The organism is Catenulispora sp. GP43 (genome assembly GCF_041260665.1).
Classification (GTDB): Bacteria; Actinomycetota; Actinomycetes; order Streptomycetales; family Catenulisporaceae; genus Catenulispora.
Window position 1 is genome coordinate 182,939 of record NZ_JBGCCT010000017.1, and the last position, 15,556, is coordinate 198,494.

Consider the following 15,556-nt stretch of genomic DNA (forward strand, 5'->3'; position numbering starts at 1 on the left):
ATCAGCCGCGCCGCCGACGCATCTCGATCCGCGACCGGACGAATCCGGCCGACCCGGCGGCTGCCAGCACCGGCAGCGCCACGACCACCGCACCGAGGTACAGCCAGGGCGGCGCGAGAAAGACATGCTCGGCGGCCAAGGTGTTGCCCGGCTCGGCGGCGATGTGCTGAGCTTTGGCCTCGATCAGGCCGACGGCCGGCAGCAGTCCGAACGCCGTACCCAGCACGGCGCCGAGGCCGGCCGTGACGGCGGCCTGCGAGCCGGCCAGCAGCCGCCGCACCCGGGGCCTGGCGCCGATCGCGGCCAGCGTCTCCAGGTCGGCCTGGGCGTCGGTGATGGCCAGGCCGGTGGCCACCGCCGCCGCGCCAAGCATCACCACCCCGGCCACCGCCGCAAGCGCGAGCAGGCCCGCCCTCGTCTGGCTCTGGTAGCCGCGCTCGACGTAGAAGCGCTGCTCGATCCCGGCCGCCCCGACCAGATTGTCGGCCCGCTGCTCCTGCTCGGCGCTGGGCATGCGCGAGGTGTCGAACAGCACGGTCATCGGAATGAAGTTCACCCCGTACTTGTCCAGCGTGCCGGGGGCCACCACGGCGGTGACGTCCCACCGCGGGCTGTCGACGAACGCCGCCGGCAACGTCGCCGTGACGAAGCTGCCCGGACACGACTGCTGCGTGCAGTCGCGGCCGACGCGGAGCTGGACCGTCGGGTTCGGCCCGGTGGTGGCGAGGTCGTACTTGTCGAAGACCACGGCGCCGCCGGCCTTCAGGACCGCCTCGGCGGCCGCGTCCTGCCGTCCGACCAGGGCTCGCACCAGTTCGGGACCGCCGGACACCACGGTCGAGCTGCCGGTCAGGAACTGGAGCACGCCGCCGCCCATCCCACTGCAACGCGGATCCCCGTCGTGGACCACGGAATCCTGCTCCGGCGGGCACGCGTTCTCCGGTGTGCGGAGCACCGTCGGTGCGACCGGCTGAGTCTGGCCGTCCCCGAAGCCGACCCCCTGCATCACCGCGGCCTGTTTCGTCGGCAGCACCGCCTCGATCTGCTGGACCAGGCGGTCCGCCGCAGCCGGGGCGAGGTTGGTGGTGCCGTCTCCGAGCGAGGCCACGGCCTGGCCCAGACGCAGCTGGCTCTGGTAGTAGTGCCGCTGCTGCGCGTCGTCGGAGTTGATGACCATGGCCACCCCCGTCGCCCCGGCCACGGCGGCCATGATCGCGGCCACCGCCGGTGCGGTGCGGCCGCGGTTGCGGGCGCCGTCGCGCAGCGCCAGCCGGCCGGTCAGCGGAAGCAGCCGGGCCAGTTTGCCCGACCACGCCACCAGAATCGGAGTACATGCCACAAGACCCAGCTCGGCGAATGCGACACCGGCGGCCACCGGGATGGGGTTGCCGCCTCGAAAAGCCCCCACCAGGATCAGGGCACTACCGAGCACGACGCCGGCCAGCCCGATCAGCGGCAGCTTCCACGGCATGGCCGACTGGCCGCGCCGTCCGGTCAGCGCCACCATGACGTCCTGGCGCGCGGTCGCGATGGCCGGGGCCACCGCCGCCGCCACGCCGGTGCCGACGCCGAGCACCGCCGCGGCCGCCAGCTCCAGCGGCCTGAGCCGGAATCCCCCCAGTGCCTGCTGCGTGTGATGTCCGAACCAGGGCAGCACGGCCGCCGCTCCCCCGATACCCGCCACCGTCCCGACGACGCCGCCAACGGCCCCGAGCACGATGCCGTCGGCGAGCACGATCCGACGCAGCCGCCGGCTGTCCGCGCCGGCCGCGCCGAGCAGGCCGAAGTCCCGGCGCCTGCGGCGGGCACTCACGGCGAACGCCGGCCCGGCCAGCAGCACCACCTCCAGCAGGACCATGGACAACGCGATCGCCGCCACGGCCAACGTCGAGCTCTGGCTGCTGCTGCCGCCGCCGGTGGCAGGATACGCGCCGTAGTAAGGGACCTGAGACGCCGGCGGCGGATCGGCCAGGAGGTGCTTGGACTGCACGGTGAAGCCCTGCGCGTTGAGCCGCTGCGTCAGGCTCCAGTCGACCCCGCCGGGGACCGCGATCGGGAAGACGGCCTGGCCGGACGGCCCCTGCTGCGGAGCGAAGGCTCCCGGGTAGTCGAAGACTATCGGGTCGTAGGGAGTCAGCTTGCTGTCGTAGACCCCTGTCACGCGCACAGTCTTGCTTTGCGGAGGAGCGTCGCCGACGACCGGGTCTGTCGAGCGCAAGGCGATCGTGTCGCCGACGCCCTTGTGCAGCTGCCCGGCCAGCGCGCTGCTCAGCGCGACCTCGTCGGCGGAGGCCGGGGGGCTGCCGGCGATCCGGTCGGCGGTGCCGGCCAGCTTCGGATCGGCGAGGTCGGTGTCCATCACCTGGCCCCACGCCCGCCCGGCACTGTCGACGATCTGCACTTGGCCGGCGTATTGCGCTTCAGGCCGGGCGACGTGCGAACCGGCGGGAAGGAGCGCGCTCAGGTCGGCCACCGTCGCCGGTGTCGTCCGCAGCGGTGCCACGGAATGCCCGGCCGCGTCCTTCGCCGGCCCGGCCCCGGACAGGTCAGGGGTCTGATACATCGGGGTGCCGACGTCGGTGAGGAGGGCGTCGTAGCTGCCCATCTGCCAGACGGCCTTTTGTTCGGCTGTGATTTGGGAGCTGTGCCACAGTGTGTCGGCGGCTGAGGCGCCGGCGACCGGTAGTGCGAGCATCGCCACCACCAGGGCTGAGCGTTTCTTGTTCCGCCACGCCTCCCGGCGGGCTACCCGCAGTGCCAGTCCCCAGCTGCTCATGCCTGGGCCTCGCCGCCGACCAGCAGGTCATCAGGACGCTGCGATGGTGCTGATTCGTCGACGATGAGGCCGTCGCGGATGAATACGATGCGGTCGGCCCAGGCGGCGTGCCGGGCCTCGTGGGTGACCAGGACGCCGGCGGCGCCTTCGTCGCAGCGTGTGCGCAGTAGGCGCAGTACCGCCTCGCCGGTCTCGGTGTCCAACGCGCCGGTGGGTTCATCGGTGAGGATCAGGCGCCGCTGTCCGATCAGTGCCCTGGCGATGGCCACCCGCTGCTGTTGGCCACCGGACATCTCGTCGGGGAACCGGTCCGCCTCGGCCTGTAGCCCCACTTCCTCCAGTGCGGTAAGGGCTTCCTGTCGTGCTTTGCGGGCTGGGATGCCGTCCAGTTCCCGGGGCAGGGCCACGTTTTCGGCGGCGGTCAGCGCTGGAATCAGGTTGTAGTCCTGGAAGACGTAGCCGACCGAGCGTCGCCGGATCGCGGCGAGCTGTGCTTTGGACTGGGAGGCCAGCGGTGTCTGCTCGACCAGTATGTCGCCGCTGGAGGGGGTGTCCAGGCCGCCGGCCAGTGACAGCAGTGTGGACTTGCCTGAGCCGGACGGGCCCATCACCGCCACCAGTTCCCCGGCCTGCACGGTCAGGTCCACGCCGCGTAGTGCGTGTACCTCGGCGGTGCCTTTGCCGTGGGTCCGGGTGACCTTGCGTAGTTCCAGAATCGCTGTGCCGCTCATGTGGTTTTCCCCTCCTTGGTGGCATTAGCCGGTGCGCTGTCGCCGCGCCCGGCCCCGGTGCCGGTCTGATCTGCGGGCCCGGTGGCCCGGCCCTGCTGTGCGTGTCGCAGCACCCGGGCCTGGACGTGGTCCAGCCACCGGATCTCGGCTTCGCACTGGAAGATCATCGATTCCAGCACCAGCGCGGCGGCCAGTTCCCCGGCATCCAGCCGCGCCTTGACCCGCGTGTAGTCCTGCAACGCCGCCAGCGCGTGCTTGCGCTGGCCATGCACGATCGCGGCCACGTCGACCCCGGCCACCGTGACCGCCAGCGCCAGCTTCACCGCCAGCTCGTCCCGGGGCCGCTCGGCCCGCGTCACCGGCCGTGCGAACCAGGCGAACAGCTCGGCCCGGCCGGCCACGGTGATGCGGTAGAAGACGTGGTTCGCGGCGTCCTGCCCGGCAGGCTCGACCAGACCGTCGCGCTCCAGACGGTTCAAGGTCGTGTACACCTGCCCGATGTTCAACGGCCAGGTCGCCCCGGTGCGCTCCTCGAACTCGGCACGCAGCTGGTATCCGTAGCGGTCGCCGCCGGCCAGGACGGCCAGCAGGGAGTGTTTGACGGACACGACATCACGTCCGTACATACTCGGTATGGTTGCGGGTCACGGCTATATAGATACCCGGTATGCATGGGGAGGGCAAGCGGTCGCGGTCGCGAAGGTCCCCCGACCTCAGAACGCGATCGCCACTGTGTTGAGGAAACGCCGGAATGCCGACCTCCCGAGGGTGTCAACCAGGGGAGGTCGGCATTGGCGTTCTTGCCGCGGCGACCAGCGGCTCTACTCGGCTCTACTCGGTCCTGCTCGGTCCTACTCGGTCCGCAGCGCGGTGGCGGTCTGCGACCGGGCCGCCCAGCCGGCCGGCAGCAGCGCCCCGAGCAGGGCGATCACGATCCCGCCGGCCAGCAAGGGGATGAGCAGCCCGGCGGTGTAGGTGTGGGTCACGCTCGGCGGCAGGTGCCGGCCGATCGCGTTGCCCATCGGGGTCAGCGTCGACTTCTCCACCGCGACCCCGAGCGGGACCCCGATCAGCCCGGCGATCAGGCCGGTGAGGGTCACCGAGGTCAGAACCATCGCGATGGTCTGCTTGGGGGTCATCCCGAGCGCCTTGAAGATCCCCAGATCATGGGCCCGCTCCCGGGTGTCCTGCACCACCATGCTCAGCACCCCGAGCGCGGCGACCGCCGTCATCATCAGCGTGAGGATGGCCACCAGGGTGCCCATGATGATCACCACGATGTTCTTGCCCCCGTCCGAGTTCGACTGGACCGAGGCGTTCAGCGGGGTCAGCGCGGCGGCGGCCGAGGCGGACCAGTCCCGTCCGCTGACCTTCGGGGCCAGCTCGACGTTGAACTGGTCGATGTGCGAGGTCAGACCGGCGGCGGTGAAGGTGGCCGCATCCGTCATGACCGTGTAGTCGCTGCCCACGTTGATGTCGTAGTTGATGCCGACGACCTTCAGCGACAGGTGCTTGTTCTGCTGCGCCACGGTGACGTTGTCACCGACGTGGATCCCCACCGCCGAGGCCAGCTTGTCGCCGACCACGGCCTCGCCGCGCGCCGAGTACCAGCGGCCGGACAGCAGCTCCATGTGCGTCCAGGAGAAGTCGCCGGCGACCGTGAACACCCTCGGCGTTTCGCCGCCGGGCGGGGCGCCGACTATGGTCGCGCCGCTGTCGCCCCAGCCGAACGCGACCTTCGTGCCCGGGGTGTCGGCGAGCACGGCGGCCACCTTGGCGGCGTCCAGGTGCGGGTTGCGCGGGTCGTTGGGGCCGTAGAGACCCCAGGGCACGCCCACGTCGGCCGTGGGTATCACAATGTCCGACCCGACGTTGAAACCCGCGGTGCTGGCGTCCAGGTACTTGTTGAACCCGGTCTCCAGCCCCACCGCGAACGTGGCACTCACCACGCCGAACAGCACCGCCGCACCGACCACCACGGCCCGGGCCGGCCGGGCGAACGGCTGGGCCAGCCCCAACGACACGGCCCGGGGCAGCGGCAGCCGCGAGGCCAGACGCTGCGCCGCCTGACCGCGCCCGGCCCTGGGGGCGCGGCCGACCACCAGGGCCCGCACCGTCGGCATCCGGCCGGCCCGCAGTGCCGGGATCAAAGCCGTGACGCCGACGATCAGCAGGGCGCCCAGCGACACCACGGCGCTGACCCACGACGGAATCGTGCCACTGGCCGCGCCGAGCTGCTTGGTGGCCGAGCCCAGGATCGGCACAGCCAGGAGGTTGCCGAAAACCGTGCCGAGCACCACGCCGAGTGTCGCCGGGATCATGGCCTGCGCGACGTAGGCACGGGCCACCTGCGAAGGGGTGAAGCCCAACGACTTCAGAATCCCGATGCGCCGGATTCCCGAGGCCACAGCCCCGCTGACCACGATCGAGATGATCAGCACCGCCATGAACAGCCCGAGGATCCCGAAGCCGACCAGGAACGGCACGTAGGCCTTGGCGTTCCCGGTCGCCTGCTGCTCCGCGGTCAGGTACGACTGCCCGCTCTCGATCGCGCCGGCCGGCGCGGCGGCGGCCACCGCCTGCTTGTCGGCGGCGATGTCGGCGGCGGTCCCGGCATTGGCGAACCGGTAGAGCATCTGCTCGTCGGACTTGGCGCCGGCGGCGGTGAGCCGTGCGAAACCGTCGGCGGTGGCGAAGGCGGTCGCGCTGCTGGTCACCGAGTTGGCGAAGCCGACGACCCGGAACGACGGCTTGCCCGGCAGGGAGGAGAACACCACCGAATCGCCGAAGCAGTCGGTGGCATAGTCCTGCCACGGCAGGGCGATCTCGCCCGGGCTCGTCGGCCAGCGCCCCCGGGTCAGCGCCAGCTGGTCCATCCCGGAGGTGCTGCCCAGGTCGGGCCGGGTGGTGACGGTGATCGGACCGTTGTCGTGACCGGCCCAGTCCTTCGTGGCGCAGTCCATGCCGATCGTCGTGTCCAGGGCGGCGGCGACCGGGTACGGCCCGGACGCCTCGGTGACGCCGGCGACGTGGGCGGTGGCGGCGGCCTGCGCGGCCGAGACCTTCGAACTGTCGAACTGGACCGCCAGGTGCGCCCCGTGCCGAGCACTGAAAGCGTGCTCGAACGGAGCCTGCACGACAGCCAGCAGACCGAGCGACAGCACCGAGGAGGTGACGGCGGCGAACGTCGTCAGGGCCATGACGAAAGACTGCACGCGGCGCCGGCCCACGCCGGAGCGTACGACCTTGCCCAGGGCGCTCACCGGCTCACCGCCAGCAGCAGGCGGGCCACGGCCCGGAAACCGGCCTCGAAGACGCGCCGGGGCATCGGCGGCTTACCCAGTGTCATCGGGCCTCTCCCGCCGGACGGACCAGCAGCGTGCGGGCGGCCGGGCCGGCACCGCTGCCGTCGTTGACGACGTCCCGCTCGACCGCGCCGTCCACCAACTCGATCGTGCGGCGCGCGGTGCTCGCGGCCAGCTGCACGTCGTGGGTGACCAGCAGGATGGTCTGGCCCGCGCTGTTCAGCTCCAGCAGCAGCCGGCGCACGTCCTCGGCCGAGCTCGAGTCCAGAGCGCCGGTCGGCTCGTCGGCCAGCAGCAGCGCCGGCCGGTTCATCAGGGCCCGGGCCACCGCGACGCGCTGCCGTTGCCCGCCGGACAGCCGCTGCGGATAGGCCCCGGCATGCCGGTCGATGCCCAGCGAGCCGAGCAGTTCGACGGCCCGCTGCTTCGCTTCGCCCTTGCCCATCCCGGCCAGCTGCGCCGGAACCATGACGTTGTCCATGACGGTCAGGTCGTCGAGCAGGTTGAAGAACTGGAAGATCATGCCTACCGAGGCCCGGCGGTACTTCGCCGAACCGGCCTCGCCGAGCTGGTCGACGCGGGTGCCGTCGACGGTCACGGTGCCGCTGGAAGGCTTGTCCAGACCGGCGATCAGGTTCAGCAGCGTGGACTTGCCGCTGCCGGAATGGCCGAGGATCGCCACGCACTCACCAGCCGCCACAGACAAGGTCACGCCGGCCAGTGCGGGCGGGCCTTCGTCGTACTTCTTCGTCGTGCCGCGAAGATCGATCATCGGTGCATTCGTCATGACCATGAACCTAGGAACGGACCACGATCCGCCGCGTCGGCCGGCGGATGTCACCTCTTCCCAGGCCATCGCCCCGGGGGCGTATCCGGCGTACATCCCCGGGGCGACGCGCAGAGCCGGCGCCGTTGAATACGATCTCCGCATGGAACAGCTTCTCCAGCGTCTCTCGACATCGAAGCGCGTGACCTGGCTGACGTCGCAGGCCGTGGTGCTGGCCATCGCCTTCTTCTACGCGCTGATGTTCCGCGTGACGATGCCGGCCCCTGCGTACGGCCTGTTCCGGTTCCCCCACCTCGAGCCCTTCCAGACGACGGTTCTGTGCGTCGTGCTCGCCCTGCCGGTTCTGCTGGTGCGCCGTCTGCCGGCGACCGTCCTCGCGGTGATCCTGGGCGAATCAGTCCTCGGCGACGCCTTCGGCGCGCGGCCCTTGATCGTGTTCATCCTGCTCGTCGGCCTGGTCGGGTACCTCGCCGTCCGGCGGCCGAAGGCTGCCGCCGTCGGCTCCGTCGCGGGCGTCGCGGCCGGGTTCGTCAACGACATCCACATCCCCGGGCAGGGCGTCGGCGACCAGGCCCAGTGGGCCGGGTGGCTCGCGTTGTGGTTCGCGGTCGCGTGGGTCTTCGGGGGGGTGTATCGCAAACGCAGTGAATACCTCGAAGCCCTGCAGGAGCAGACCGCGGCCCGCGTCGTCATGGCCGAGCGGCTGCGGATCGCCCGCGAACTGCACGACAGCGTCGCGCACAGCATCGGGATCATCACGGTGCTGTCGGGAGCGGCGGCACGGGTCGTGGAAACCAAACCCGAGCAGACGCGGCAGGCGCTGTGCGGCATCGAGACCACCAGCCGGGAAACGCTGCTCGAGCTGCAGCGCATGCTCGGGGCGCTCCGCCGCGCCGAGCCGGACGACGCCACGCCGCAGGCCGCTCCGCTGGCGCCGGCCGGCAGCCTGGCCGACGTCCCGCTCCTCGCCGAACGCACGGCCGACGCCGGGGTGCGGGTCCACGTGACCTGGCAGGGCGAGCAGCGTCCACTGCCGCCGGAGATCGAACTGTCGGCATTCCGGATCATCCAGGAGTCGGTGACGAACGTGGTGCGGCATTCCGGGGCGCGGACCTGCCGGGTCGCGGTCGGCTACGAGCCGACAGGAGTGCGGATCGAGGTGGTGGACGACGGGGACAACGGTCTCGGCGGGCCGGGCCGTCCGAAGTTCGCGCCGGGGGCCGGCGGCAGCGGCTTCGGCCTGCTCGGCATGCGCGAGCGGGTGACGTTGCTGTCCGGCCAGTTCAGCGCGGGCCGGCGTCCGGAGGGCGGATTCCGGGTGACGGCGAGCCTCCCGGCATGAGCGTGCGCGTGCTACTGGTCGACGACCAGCCCCTGATGCTGGTCGGGCTCGCGATCCTGATCGGCGACACCGACGACCTGGAGGTGGTCGGCCAGGCCGGCGACGGCCACGAGGCGGTGCGCCTGGTGCGCGAACTGCGGCCGGACGTCGTGGTGATGGACATCCGGATGCCGGGCATGGACGGGATCGAGGCGACCCGGCAGGCGACCGCCGAGCCGGACCCGCCCAAGGTGCTGGTGCTGACGACCTTCGACGACGACGAGTACGTCTACGGCGCACTGCGTGCCGGAGCCAGCGGATTCCTGCTCAAGAGCATGGCCCTGAACGCGATCCTCGACGCCATCCGCGTGGTGGCCGCCGGCGACGCGCTGATCGCGCCGAGCGTGACCCGACGACTGATCGCGGACTTCGCCGGAACGTCCGGCCCCGCGGCCCCCGAACCGGACGCCGAGCCGGACGCGGACTCGAGTCCCATCGCGGCGATCACCGACCGGGAACGCGAGGTGCTGGCACTGGTCGGACAGGGGCTGTCGAACACTGAGATAGCCGAGCGGTTGGTGATCAGCGCGGCGACGGCGAAGACCCATGTCGCACGTCTGTTCGCCAAGCTCGAGGCTCGCGACCGTGTCCACCTGGCGATCATCGCCTTCGAGACCGGACTTGTGCCGCGTAGACGGTAGGGCAGGGTGAGAAGAACGGTCGCCGACCACGCGTTCGCCGCGTAACGGCCGGCGTCGTGCGGTGCCCGACGAGCCTGACGCCGCAGGACCACCCGGCCTGCCCCACCTACGGGGTGTAGCGCGCTACACCTGGAAGACGGGACCGCTCCCCATGTCCGCGGCGGAGATCGAAAACTAGCGTCTACGACGTGAGCACCGATACCCGAACCCCGACCGACACCACCACGCTGACCTTGGACCGCGTCACCGAGGCCGACGGCCGCGCGACAGCCCTGCGCGCCGTCAGCCGGGCCATCCGGCGCGCCGTGTTCACCGTGATCGTCGGTGCCTCCGGTTCTGGTGACAGCGCTTCCGCGACCGGGGTCGGGTTCGTTCTGCAGCGCTCCAACGCGGTGTCTCCCCGCTGAAGTTCGCGACGATCCTGGCCGCCGTTAAAACCCTGCATCCACCAGACGCAGTTCGCAGCGCCCTCTCGGCGTCGTGCGACCTGCGTCGAACTGGTGCGCAATCTGACATCGGAGAGCTTTGATGACCACCCTTGCCCGCTGGTGCCACCGGCATCGGTTACTGACCTTGTTCGCCTGGCTCGCGCTCATCGTCGGCCTCGGAGTGCTGTCCGGGGCGGCAAAGCCGCAGTATGACAACAAGCTGTCGATCCCGGCCTCGGAGTCGAGCCGTGCCGTGGAGCTGCTGAAGACGGTGCAGCCCGCCGCTGACGGGGACAGCGACAGCGTGGTCTGGCACACGGCGCAGGGCCGGGTCACCGATGCCGCGGTGCAGCAGCGGATGACCAAGACGTTGGACCGTATCGCCAAGGCGCCGGGGATCGCGTCCGTCGCCAGTCCTTACGGCCCGCAGGGGAAATCGCAGATCAGCCCGGACGGTACGACCGCCTACGCGACGCTGACGTTCACCCAGGAAGCCGGCAAGATCCCCGTCGACCAGGCGAAGGCCGTCGCGGCCCTGGCTGACGCGGCCCGGACCGATGGGCTGCAGGTCGAGCTCGGCGGGGCCGCGGTCTCCATCGCCACCGACAGCGGCGGCGGTTCGCAGGAACTGGTCGGTGTGCTCGCCGCGCTGGTGGTCCTGGGCCTGGTGTTCCGTTCAGTCGGTGCGGCCGTGCTGCCGATCCTCACCGGTGTCGCCGGAGTGTCCACCGGGGTGCTGGTCGTCGGGCTGCTGTCGCACAGCATGGCGCTGCCCTCGTCCACGCCCATCCTGGCGACGCTGGTCGGCCTGGGCGTCGGCATCGACTACGCGCTGTTCATCGTCAACCGGCATCGCAAGGGTCTGATGGCCGGGCTCTCGGTGGAGGAGGCGATGGCCAAGGCACTGGACACATCCGGCCGTGCGGTGCTGTTCGCCGGCGGGTCCGTGGTCATCGCGCTGCTCGGGATGTTCGCCCTCGGTCTGGACTTCCTGAACGGGATGGCTCTCGGTGCCGCGCTGACCGTCGCGATGACCGTGCTCGCCGCCGTCACGCTGCTGCCCGCACTGCTCGGCCTGCTGAAGACCATGGTTCTGAGCCGCCGGCAGCGCAAGGCGCTGAAGGCCTGGCGGGCCTCCGGCACCGACCGGGTCTCGGTGCGGCTGCCGCGGCGGTCGGGGCCGGCCCAGGCGCAGAACGTGTTCACCCGGTGGGCCGGGCGGGTTGAGCGGCGGCCGTTCGGCAAGGCGGTGCTGGCGCTGGCCGTGATGGCGGTGATCGCCCTGCCGGTGCTGTCGCTGCGGATGGGTTCCTCGGACGCCGGGAACGACCCGAAGGCATCCACCACGCGGCAGGCCTACGACCTGCTGGCCAAGGGCTTCGGACCCGGGTTCAACGGGCCGCTGCTGCTCGTCGCCGAGGTTCCGGCCGCCGCGGACGGACCAGCGCTCGACCGGCTGGTGCAGCAGCTGCGGACCACCCCGGGTGTGGCCGCCGCGGAAGCCGCGCCGCTGCCGCCGGGGCAGAAGGTGGCGGTGGTCCAGGTGGTGCCCACCACGGCGCCGCAGGATCAGGGGACGTCCGATCTGATCCACCGGCTGCGGACCGACGTGGTCCCGGCGGCCGAGCGGGGCACGACGCTGCACGTGCTGGTCGGCGGCCAGACCGCGATGTCCGACGACTTCGACTCCGCGCTGAACCACAAGCTGCCGGCGTTCGTCGGGATCATCGTCGGGCTGGGCTGCCTGCTGATGATGCTCGCCTTCCGCAGCGTGCTGGTGCCCTTGATCGGCGTGGCGATGAACCTGCTCACCATGGGCGCCGCCTTCGGGGCGCTGGTCGCGGTGTTCCAGTGGGGCTGGGGCTCGGAGGCACTGGGCGTCGGCGGGGCCGGGCCGGTGGACTCCTTCGTACCGGTGATGGTCATCGGTATCCTGTTCGGCCTGTCGATGGATTATCAGGTGTTCCTGATCAGCCGCATGCACGAGGAGTGGACGAAGACCGGCGACAACCACCGTGCCGTCCGGGTCGGCCACGGTGAGACCGGGCAGGTGATCTGCGCCGCCGCGGTCATCATGGCGTGCGTCTTCGGGTCCTTCATCGTCGGCGGACAGCGGATGATCGCCGAGTTCGGCGTGGCTCTGGCGGTGTCGATCCTGCTCGACGTCCTGTTGCTGCGGATGATCCTGGTCCCGGCGCTGATGCACGGGTTCGGCCGCGGGAACTGGTGGCTGCCGCGGATCCTCGACCGGCTGCTCCCCCGGTTGTCCGTGGAGGGTTCGCCGGAATCCGCGGCGACGGTCTGGGAGCCGGAGCCGGAGCCGTTGCCGGAGCCGGAGCCGGAGATCTCGTGGCAGCCCGCTTATCGCGACCACCCGCACAGCAGGGCTCGGTAGCACAAAACGAAACCGCGAAAGGGGCCGAGTCGATGACTCGGCCCCTTTCGCGTCACCCGACTGTCATGACCTCACACTGAGCGACCGCAGGTGCCCCACCGCAAGGGCCGCGGCCTGCCCGATCACGCGGTCCGCCGCAGGGTTCCGGAAGTCCGGGCGCTCGCAGCGGGTGAACACCGCCACCGCGTAGCGGCCCCCGTCTGCGTGCTCGACCACGCCGGCCTCGTTCCGCCAGCCCGGCAGTGTGCCGGTCTTGGCACCGACCCGCCAGCTGTCGTCGAAGCCCGAGCTGAGCCGGTGCGGCCAGATCTGCCGGCCCATGATCGTGCGGACCTCCTGGCAGGCCTCGGCCGGGCCGGCCTCGTCCCGCCAGATCTGGGCCAACAGCTCGGCGGTGTCCCGGGCGGTGCTGCGGGTGGTCCGCAGCGGCGTGCAGACGTCCAGCTCCATCAGCGTCCCGGCGGCTGCGCGCGCCGCCATCGCCGCCTCCAGCTCCTCGTCGGTGCCGGCGCCGAGTTGCGCGCGCAGCGAGCCGAGCAGCTCCAGGCAGCCGCCGATCAGGTGCGTCCGGGTCCGGCCCAGCGCGGCCAGGAGCCCGTTGACCCGGTCCAGCCCGACCCGGGCCAGCACCACATCGGTCGCGGCGTTGTCGCTCATCGACATCATCATCAGCGCCAGGTCGCGCAGGCTCAGCTCCACCGGATCGGCGAATCCGGAGGTCCCGATGCCGCCGTCGCGGAACCGCTGCTCCACCGCGAGCCGCTCGGTCCGGGAGAGCCTGCCGGCCTGCGCCTCGACCGCGTAGCCCAGGCACACCGCGATCTTGAAGACCGAGGCCAGGCAGACCGGGTCGTCCGGGGACACGCCGACGGCCGCGGGGCCGTCGACGTCCCGCGCGTACAGGAATCCGCGGACGCCGGCCTCGGCGAACAGCGCGGACAGCTCTTGGTCGACATCCTCGACGACTTCGACATCTTCGATAGCTTCGACAACCTCGGCATCGTTCACAGCGCGATCCATTCCTTCGTCCCGGTGACGGCGTCCAGCAGCTCCGGGATGGGCGTGCGTCCCAGCCCCGGTTCTCGCGGCACCTCCAAGTGTCCGTCCTTCAGCACGAACGGCTCGGTGATGTCGGTGCGGTAGTAGCGGTCCGAGGCCGAGGTGTCGCCGGGCAGGGTGAAACCCGGCAGCGCGGCCAGTGCCACGTTGGCGGCTCGGCCCAGGCCCGTCTCCAGCATGCCGCCGCACCAGACCGGCACACCGTTGGCGACGCAGACGTCGTGGATGCGGCGGGATTCCAGGTAACCGCCGACCCGGCCGGGCTTGATGTTCACCACCGCGCACGCGCCCAGGGCGATGGCGTCGGCGGCGGCCCGGGCCGAGACGATCGACTCGTCCAGGCAGACCGGGGTCTTGATGCGCTTGGCCAGCTCGGCATGGCCCCGGATGTCCTCCTCCTCCAGGGGCTGCTCGATCAGCAGCAGGTCGAAGGGATCAAGGCGGGCCAGCAGTGGCGCGTCGGCCAGGGTATAGGCGGTGTTGGCATCGACTTGCAGGAGTACGTCGTCACCGAAGCGTTCCCGGACCGCACGCACGGGCGCCACGTCCCAGCCGGGCTCGATCTTCAGCTTGATGCGGAGGTAGCCCTCATCGAGATAGCCTCCGACGGCGTCGAGGAGCTGCGGGACCGAGTCCATGATGCCGACCGAGACGCCGGCGGGGACCTTGTCCCGGGTGGCGCCGAGCCATTCGGCCATGGACAGGGAGCGCTCGCGGAGCCAGGCGTCCAGGACCGCCGTCTCCAGTGCGGCCTTGGCCATGCGGTGGCCCTTGATCGGCGCGAGAGCCGGTGCCACGGCCCACGGGTCGAGCCCGGTCCGGCCACCGCGTGTCTTCGCGGCGGCCTGCGCGAGCAGGGGAATGAGGTGGTCGCGCAGGGCCGCGAGGGCGCCGTCGGTGTACTCGGCCGAGTACACCGGGGCGGCCATGGTGACGAGTTCGCCGTAGCCGTCGGTCTGCTCGGTGCGGACGCGGAGCAGACCGAGTTCGCGGGTGTGCTGAGTCCCGAACGACGTCCGGAACGGCGAGACCAGCGGAATCTCGACCCGCCGCAGTTCGATTCCGGTCAGCTTCATACGTGCTCCTCCGGTTCGGCATCGGGTGCTGGATCAGTCCTCGGCCGTGGCGTGGTGGGCTCCACGACGTATCGGCCCTCGCGGGTGAAGCCGGTGACGCGGCCGCCCTGCGCCATCAGGTTGCTGAGAACCTCGCGCAACGCCGTCCGCCACACGGCGGCCAGGCCGGGGTCGGTGACGCGCAGCGCCTCGGCGTCGTGCGGGATCCCGATCAGCAACCGCCGCGCGTCCTGGGGGCCGAGGACCGGGCGGCCGTCGGGGCCCGCGCCGAGCGCGACGACGGCGCCCTCGACCGCCGGGACGGCCGTGCCGCCGGCCAAGGTGCGGCCGACGTGGGCGCCGGCCAGGTCCCACCGCACGAGAATGCGGTCACTCGGGCCTCCGACGTTGACCCCGTCGGTCATGGCGCCGTAGTAGTCGGTGAGGTATTCGGCCGCCACCGCACCGAGCTTCGCGAGGTTGAAGTAGGCATTGCGGCTGATCAGCGGGTCATAGGTCCAGGTGACGGTGCCGATGCCCCGGCGCAGCGCCCAGGCCCGCTGGTCCAGCTTGATCGCCCGCCCGAGGCCCGCACCGCGCAGCGGGTCCTCGACGGCGGCGATGTGCGAGTGCAGCCCGAGCTCGGAAAGCAGCCCGACACAGACTGCGGCCATCCGGCCGCCGCGGAACCCCGCGACGACGTAGCCGCCGCACCCCGAAATGACCTTGAGGAAGGTCGCCGGGAGCATGGTCGCACCGTTGTCCGGACGCCACACGCGATCGAAGAGCGAGGCGGCCTGGGTCATCTCGGACATCGTGTGCAGCTCGGCGAACGTGACACCGGCCGCGCGGGCCGCCGCCGCGGCGACGGCCTCGGCCCCCGCCCGCAGCTCCGGCTCGATCGCGCCCGGCACCGGCCGAGGCCGGGGCGGCGTGACGATGGCGCCGCCGGTCACCGTGTCCGCGGAACTCTTAGTACTCCCGCTCACTTATCCCTC

12 protein-coding genes are annotated in these 15,556 nt (G+C 71.2%); 4 read left to right on the top strand and 8 right to left on the bottom strand.

Translation table 11 applies throughout. The features are described 5' to 3' along the window. Nucleotide 1: 1 nt before the first annotated feature. From ABH926_RS30830 to ABH926_RS30850, 5 genes are all read right to left on the bottom strand, one after another. Nucleotides 2-2,776, bottom strand: a complete 2,775-nt coding sequence (locus ABH926_RS30830; protein ID WP_370369389.1) for an FtsX-like permease family protein — start codon at nt 2,774-2,776, stop codon at nt 2-4. Then, complete coding sequence (locus ABH926_RS30835; RefSeq protein WP_370369390.1) at nt 2,773-3,507, bottom strand: ABC transporter ATP-binding protein; 735 nt, start codon at nt 3,505-3,507, stop codon at nt 2,773-2,775. Before ABH926_RS30835 ends, ABH926_RS30830 begins: the two co-directional genes overlap by 4 nt. After that, entirely contained in the window at nt 3,504-4,115 is a 612-nt protein-coding gene (locus ABH926_RS30840; RefSeq protein WP_370366727.1) for a PadR family transcriptional regulator, read from the bottom strand. The genes ABH926_RS30835 and ABH926_RS30840 overlap by 4 nt, the downstream gene beginning before the upstream one ends. A gap of 243 nt (nt 4,116-4,358) precedes the next feature. Next, entirely contained in the window at nt 4,359-6,770 is a 2,412-nt protein-coding gene (locus ABH926_RS30845) for an ABC transporter permease (RefSeq protein WP_370369391.1), read from the bottom strand. Between the two features lie 82 nt (nt 6,771-6,852). Then, nucleotides 6,853-7,599, bottom strand: coding sequence for an ABC transporter ATP-binding protein (locus ABH926_RS30850; RefSeq protein WP_370369392.1), 747 nt, complete (start codon nt 7,597-7,599; stop codon nt 6,853-6,855). Nucleotides 7,600-7,741: 142 nt separating this feature from the next. Here ABH926_RS30850 and ABH926_RS30855 point away from each other — a divergent pair, with 142 nt between their 5' ends. The 4 genes from ABH926_RS30855 (at nt 7,742) to ABH926_RS30870 (ending at nt 12,444) form a co-directional block, all read left to right on the top strand. Then, a complete protein-coding gene (locus ABH926_RS30855) occupies nt 7,742-8,941 on the top strand; it encodes a sensor histidine kinase (RefSeq protein WP_370369393.1) in 1,200 nt (399 codons plus the stop codon). Further along, nucleotides 8,938-9,621 carry a response regulator gene (locus tag ABH926_RS30860; protein WP_370369394.1) on the top strand — a complete coding sequence of 228 codons (684 nt, stop codon included), beginning with the start codon at nt 8,938-8,940 and terminating at the stop codon, nt 9,619-9,621. Before ABH926_RS30855 ends, ABH926_RS30860 begins: the two co-directional genes overlap by 4 nt. Before the next feature lie 188 nt (nt 9,622-9,809). Then, the gene (locus tag ABH926_RS30865) at nt 9,810-10,028 is read left to right on the top strand and encodes a hypothetical protein (protein ID WP_370369396.1); all 219 of its coding nucleotides are present in this window, start codon (nt 9,810-9,812) and stop codon (nt 10,026-10,028) included. Nucleotides 10,029-10,149: 121 nt separating this feature from the next. Beyond that, nucleotides 10,150-12,444: an MMPL family transporter gene (locus ABH926_RS30870; protein WP_370369397.1), complete on the top strand. Its 2,295-nt coding sequence runs from the start codon at nt 10,150-10,152 to the stop codon at nt 12,442-12,444. Between the two features lie 63 nt (nt 12,445-12,507). Here ABH926_RS30870 and ABH926_RS30875 read toward each other — a convergent pair whose 3' ends face one another. The 3 genes from ABH926_RS30875 to ABH926_RS30885 are packed head-to-tail and all read right to left on the bottom strand — an operon-like array spanning nt 12,508 to nt 15,547. Beyond that, nucleotides 12,508-13,452, bottom strand: coding sequence for a serine hydrolase (locus ABH926_RS30875; RefSeq protein WP_370369398.1), 945 nt, complete (start codon nt 13,450-13,452; stop codon nt 12,508-12,510). Beyond that, nucleotides 13,449-14,579 carry an o-succinylbenzoate synthase gene (gene menC / locus ABH926_RS30880; protein ID WP_370369399.1) on the bottom strand — a complete coding sequence of 377 codons (1,131 nt, stop codon included), beginning with the start codon at nt 14,577-14,579 and terminating at the stop codon, nt 13,449-13,451. The genes ABH926_RS30875 and menC overlap by 4 nt, the downstream gene beginning before the upstream one ends. Further along, on the bottom strand, nt 14,576-15,547 hold the full coding sequence (locus ABH926_RS30885; RefSeq protein WP_370369400.1) for a GNAT family N-acetyltransferase: 972 nt from the start codon (nt 15,545-15,547) through the stop codon (nt 14,576-14,578). Before ABH926_RS30885 ends, menC begins: the two co-directional genes overlap by 4 nt. Nucleotides 15,548-15,556: the final 9 nt, after the last annotated feature.

Coding starts and splice junctions, on each gene's coding strand:
- ABH926_RS30830 (WP_370369389.1), bottom strand. CDS start 2,776: ATGAGCAGCTGGGGACTGGCACTGCGGGTAGCCCGCCGGGAGGCGTGG.
- ABH926_RS30835 (WP_370369390.1), bottom strand. CDS start 3,507: ATGAGCGGCACAGCGATTCTGGAACTACGCAAGGTCACCCGGACCCAC.
- ABH926_RS30850 (WP_370369392.1), bottom strand. CDS start 7,599: ATGACGAATGCACCGATGATCGATCTTCGCGGCACGACGAAGAAGTAC.
- ABH926_RS30855 (WP_370369393.1), top strand. CDS start 7,742: ATGGAACAGCTTCTCCAGCGTCTCTCGACATCGAAGCGCGTGACCTGG.
- ABH926_RS30860 (WP_370369394.1), top strand. CDS start 8,938: ATGAGCGTGCGCGTGCTACTGGTCGACGACCAGCCCCTGATGCTGGTC.
- ABH926_RS30870 (WP_370369397.1), top strand. CDS start 10,150: ATGACCACCCTTGCCCGCTGGTGCCACCGGCATCGGTTACTGACCTTG.
- menC (WP_370369399.1), bottom strand. CDS start 14,579: ATGAAGCTGACCGGAATCGAACTGCGGCGGGTCGAGATTCCGCTGGTC.